This window comes from Mucilaginibacter sp., assembly GCF_036568825.1.
In the GTDB taxonomy this organism is placed as follows: Bacteria; Bacteroidota; Bacteroidia; order Sphingobacteriales; family Sphingobacteriaceae; genus Mucilaginibacter.
Map to the genome: position 1 here is coordinate 1 of NZ_DATCRU010000011.1, position 4,703 is coordinate 4,703.

The window sequence follows — 4,703 nt, forward strand, 5'->3', positions numbered from 1 at the left end:
GCTGGTTACAATGTACAGATGTTGCAGTTTATTACGGTCGACCTGGAAAAGCGGAACGACCGCCAATACCAACATCAACAAAAACAAACGACTGACCGCCTTAGCAACAATTCCACTGGTTTTCATGAGGGGCAAAACTAATTAAAATCAAAATTAAACTGCCTCTCGCTCTGTATTATTGCTGTTATTTATAAAAAGCCGCAAAACTTTTAGGGTTGTTTATTTGTATCTAAATGTGAATTTAAGATACTCCCGATATGAGCACGTACAAAAAAAATTATCATAATACATCAACATGCTGGCGCTGCCACCAGGCATTGGATACCAGGATCAGCCGGAGCCTTATCTTAAAAACATTATTCTTTTGGTTACCAATAAAAGTTTATTTCTGTCAGAAGTGCTTAACTAAAAGATATGTTCTGAGCTTTAAAAGCAGTTCGGAATCACTCGTATAATTCCAACAAATAGTTCGATTTTAAAGGTCTGATCCGTATTTTCGGGGACAATAAATATACTCCGTAATGCGTGTTGCGAATAAGATTTTATTAGCCTTTTTATTTGTATTGGCGGTTCCTGCTTTTGGTCAGAATGCTTTTAGGATAGTTCCGTTGGGAGTTAAAGGCGGGATTGACGAAAGCAACCTGTCGGCCTATATGCTGGCTCCGGCTAATAGTAACAATTATGTTTGCCTGGATGTCGGGACGCTGCATTTTGGTATTGAAAAGGCCGTGGAGAATAAGGTGTTTAACATTTCTACCGAGCAGGTTTTAAGAAAGTACATCAAAGGTTACCTGATCTCACACTCGCATTTAGATCATTTATCAGGGTTGATCATCAACTCACCTGAAGATACTGTAAAGAATATTTATGCCTTTGCAGATTGTATCGAGACTTTAAAAACCCGCTATTTTACCTGGAAAAGCTGGGCCAATTTTGCTGATGAGGGCGAAGCACCGCAACTGAAAAAGTATCATTATAAAGTGCTTAATCCTACGGAGGAAACGCCAATAGAAAATACTGAAATGACGGTAAAGGCATTCCCGTTGAGCCATTCAAACCTTACCAGCTCTGCCTTTTTGGTTAAAAACCAGGATAACTATATTCTTTATTTAGGCGATACCGGTCCCGATGAAATAGAAAAGAGCCATAACCTGGAATTATTATGGCAAGCTATAGCTCCTTTGATCAAAGAGAAAAAGCTAAAGGCAATTATGATCGAGGTATCCTTTCCGGATGAGCAGCCAGATAAAACACTATTTGGTCACCTTACTCCTCGTTGGTTAATGAATGAGATGGATGATCTTGAAAAGCTAAACGGTGCTGGAAGTCTGAAGGGTTTTAACATCGTCGTAACCCACGTAAAACCACCACAAGTCAGCATCGAACGCATTAAAAAACAACTAGCAGCCGAGAACAAATTACGGCTTAACCTGATCTATCCACAACAAGGCAAGGAAATCAGTTTTTAAATTGACTTCCATTGCAAATACTCTTCCTGCATGCAGTGCCTACATGGTCGATAGCCTTCGCTCACCGCGTCTTCCGCAGATTTAAAGAATACCCGGTTCTCCGCTTTCATCCTTTTGCCGGATGAACAACTTAACGTTCCGTATATCTTAAGTTTCTTATTACCACCAAACTGAATCTTTCCTTCATCGATCAGAGTCCTAAGCCGCCGGAATCTTTGGAAAGCTGTATCACCCAACTCCAAATGCCTTATCATGCAGCGTCATGAAATATAATTCCCAGAGTATGCCTTCTTCCTGAAGTAACTTCGCTTACTCCGTGTTTCATATTCACCCGGTAATAGCCTTTGCTGCCTTTTACCGGTCTGAAATTAGTGGTGAATATCAGCATATCTCCTTTCGCCGGTTTCAATACGATGGCTTTTGATTGCGCCCGTGGTCGTTGCTCAATCAATATAAACTCTCCTCCTTCATAGTCCTTGCCAGGCTCATCTAAAAATAAAACCAGTTGCATCGGGAAATAGATATCGCCATATAAATCCTGGTGAAGGGTGTTATAACCACCTTTATCATACCTCAATATTAATGGCGTTGGCCTGGTTTGCTGATGGGTGTGGCATTCTTCCAATAATTCGCTATGTGTCTCAGGGAATCTTTTATCAATATTCAAAATCTTCATCCAAGTATTCGCTACTGAGGCGAGATGAGGATAAACACTCTTTCTTATTTGCTCAATAATTGGTGGCAATGGATAATTGAAATATTTATACTCACCTTGTCCGAATCTATAGCGCTCCATATTGATGGTTTTGCGATATAGTTCCTTCTGGTCATATGCCTTTGCAAGCTGAGTGCATTCATCAACAGTAATTACCTGTTTTATCAGAGCATACCCATGTTCATCCAGGTGGCTGGAAATGGTGTTCCAATCCAGTTGGTCAATTATTTCTTTCATAATCTGAAAATATTTTTCTTAAAAAATTTTGTCATTTCGAATGAGCGGAAGTGGTCGGGCGAATTGGGGCGAGGAGAAATCTTCTTCGATTTACATAGCGAACCATGCAAGTCGAAGAAGATCCCTCGCTGCGCAATCGGGATGACACCCGGGGTTAGTTTACACAGCAATATTTAACTGTGCAGCTTCCCAGCCAATGATAGCCGATTTGCGGGTAGACCCCCAATGATAATCGCCGATTTCGCCACTTGAGCGGATCACCCTGTGGCAAGGGATCAGAAAGGCCACTGGGTTATCGCCTATGGCACTTCCTACAGCCCTGCTGGCATTTGGCGAGTGAATATTTTGTGCTATCAGTCCATAGCTATGCAATCCACCCATAGGGATGCGGAGAAGGGCTTCCCAAACTTTCAATTGAAATGGCGTTCCCTTCAAGTGCAGCTTGACAGTCGACAGCTTTGACCAGTCCTTCTTAAAGATGAACAAAGCATTTTGCTGTATCATATCCACCACCTGGTGATAAGCAGCGTTTGGAAATTGAGCTTGTAATTCAGCAAATGCGGCCTGTTTATCGTCGGCAAAGGCTAAGTAACATATTCCTTTAGCTGTCGATGCTACCAAAATATCCCCGAAAGGACTTTCGGCAAAGCTGTAGTTGATGGTAAGCGCTTTGCCGCCATGCTTGTATTCGGCAGGGGTCATTCCTTCAATGTTGATGAACAGATCGTGCAAACGCCCGGTTCCTGATAAGCCTGTCTGAAAAGCTGCGTCAAAAAGTGTTGCCTGTTTCTCTTTCAGTATGCCTTTTGCATACTCCACGCTCAGGTATTGTAAAAACTTTTTCGGACTGATGCCTGCCCAATCGGTAAACATCCGTTGAAAGTGGAATGGGCTCATATTGACCTTCTCGGCCACATCATCCAAATTGGGTTGATCCTTGAAATTCAGCCTGATATAATTGATCGCGTCAGCAATGCGCTGATAGTTGATCGTTTCCTGTGTTTCCATTTTTATCGATTTAACACTACAAAAATACCCCGGCCAATAACGCCATAAAACCCGGAACTTGCGGACTTACATCGCCTTAGTGTATCCTCAATATACAATTTACACGTATAAATGATATTTTTGTCGGCAATCCTAAATCAAAATTGTATATGAAAAAAGTTTTATCAACCTTAATTATTGCCTTTGGCATTTACTTTTCAGCATCTGCACAAGTTAGAACTTCAGATGAATTCGGCCTGAATATCGGCTACAATGCAGCCAATGTGTATGAATCCGGCTCAAATTATCATAGCGACTATAACAGCGGGTTCAACCTTGGTTTTTCTGCGGAACATTACTTCAATGACCGGTGGAGCATCAAAGGAAAACTGATTTACGATCAAAAAGGCTGGGGTAACGGATACCTGACCTTTCCTGATGGCAGCGAGATAGACGGCGTAAACATCCATGTTAATTATTTAACGGTTCCGGTAATGGCCAACTGGCACTTTGGCAGAACCAGGAATTGGTATTTGCACTTTGGCCCTTATGTAGGTTTCTTATTGAATGCTACTGAGTCGTCAAATAGCGGAGTCAACATAAAAGATGCCTTTAACAGCACGGAAGTTGGCTTTGATGCAGGCATAGGTGTAAAATTCCCTGTATCAAACCATGTTAAATTGTTTATTGAAGCAGATGGTCAGGGAGGTTTTAATAATATTTTCAAAGACAGCGGCGGCAGCAGCGTTCAAAGTGAAAGATCAAGCATCAACTTTGGTGTGTTGTTCCCTATCAAATAATTGTAGTTTAAACAAATCGCGTAGTTGACTCACCCGGTCTTTGCTGCGCTCGACCACCCTCTCTACCGCAAGCGGTAAAGAGGGTTATTTTTTTATTTGATTTTACCCTCTTTATGGCTTGCCATAGAGAGGGTCGAACAGCGTAGCGCCTTCGGGGTGAGTCCACACGGCGTTTAATTTTACCGCTAAAGCTTAGTTCGTACCGAGCTTGTTCTCTTTAAAAAACTTCCATATCTCATCGCAGGCGTTCAGGTTTTTTGAAAGTGAACCAATCATAAACTTAGGCAGATACTGCGTTCCGCCGGGCCATATATGGCCGCCATCCACAATAGTATAGCCGATTACTTTCATACCATAATTATTGGTGTATTCTTCCTTTACTACACTGGTACCATCATTTACCAGTACCGGCAAATTGGTCACCACCGGTTTGCTATCGCATTTATCAATGGCGGCCCATTTTTTCAAAATATCTTCATGACTGTAAATTACGCC

The 4,703-nt window shown here is 41.8% G+C and carries 6 protein-coding genes; 2 read left to right on the forward strand and 4 right to left on the reverse strand.

Annotated features, from left to right (window positions below; genetic code table 11):
• The first annotated feature begins 521 nt into the window (after positions 1-521).
• Positions 522-1,469, forward strand: a complete 948-nt coding sequence (locus VIM89_RS02725) for an MBL fold metallo-hydrolase (protein WP_488154593.1) — start codon at positions 522-524, stop codon at positions 1,467-1,469.
• Here VIM89_RS02725 and VIM89_RS02730 read toward each other — a convergent pair.
• The 3 genes from VIM89_RS02730 to VIM89_RS02740 form a co-directional block, all read right to left on the reverse strand.
• Positions 1,466-1,723 (reverse strand): Ada metal-binding domain-containing protein, encoded by a 258-nt coding sequence (locus VIM89_RS02730; protein ID WP_488154594.1) that lies wholly within the window; start codon positions 1,721-1,723, stop codon positions 1,466-1,468. The two genes, VIM89_RS02725 and VIM89_RS02730, sit on opposite strands and share 4 nt — an antisense overlap.
• On the reverse strand, positions 1,720-2,421 hold the full coding sequence (locus tag VIM89_RS02735; protein WP_488154595.1) for a 2OG-Fe(II) oxygenase: 702 nt from the start codon (positions 2,419-2,421) through the stop codon (positions 1,720-1,722). The genes VIM89_RS02730 and VIM89_RS02735 overlap by 4 nt, the downstream gene beginning before the upstream one ends.
• Before the next feature lie 159 nt (positions 2,422-2,580).
• Complete coding sequence (locus VIM89_RS02740) at positions 2,581-3,429, reverse strand: methylated-DNA--[protein]-cysteine S-methyltransferase (RefSeq protein WP_488154596.1); 849 nt, start codon at positions 3,427-3,429, stop codon at positions 2,581-2,583.
• Between the two features lie 149 nt (positions 3,430-3,578).
• Here VIM89_RS02740 and VIM89_RS02745 point away from each other — a divergent pair, with 149 nt between their 5' ends.
• Entirely contained in the window at positions 3,579-4,208 is a 630-nt protein-coding gene (locus VIM89_RS02745; RefSeq protein ID WP_488154597.1) for a porin family protein, read from the forward strand.
• 192 nt (positions 4,209-4,400) lie between these two features.
• Here the strand turns inward: VIM89_RS02745 and VIM89_RS02750 are convergent.
• Positions 4,401-4,703 (reverse strand): hypothetical protein (locus VIM89_RS02750; protein WP_488154598.1); only part of this gene is annotated, 303 nt, incomplete at its 5' end.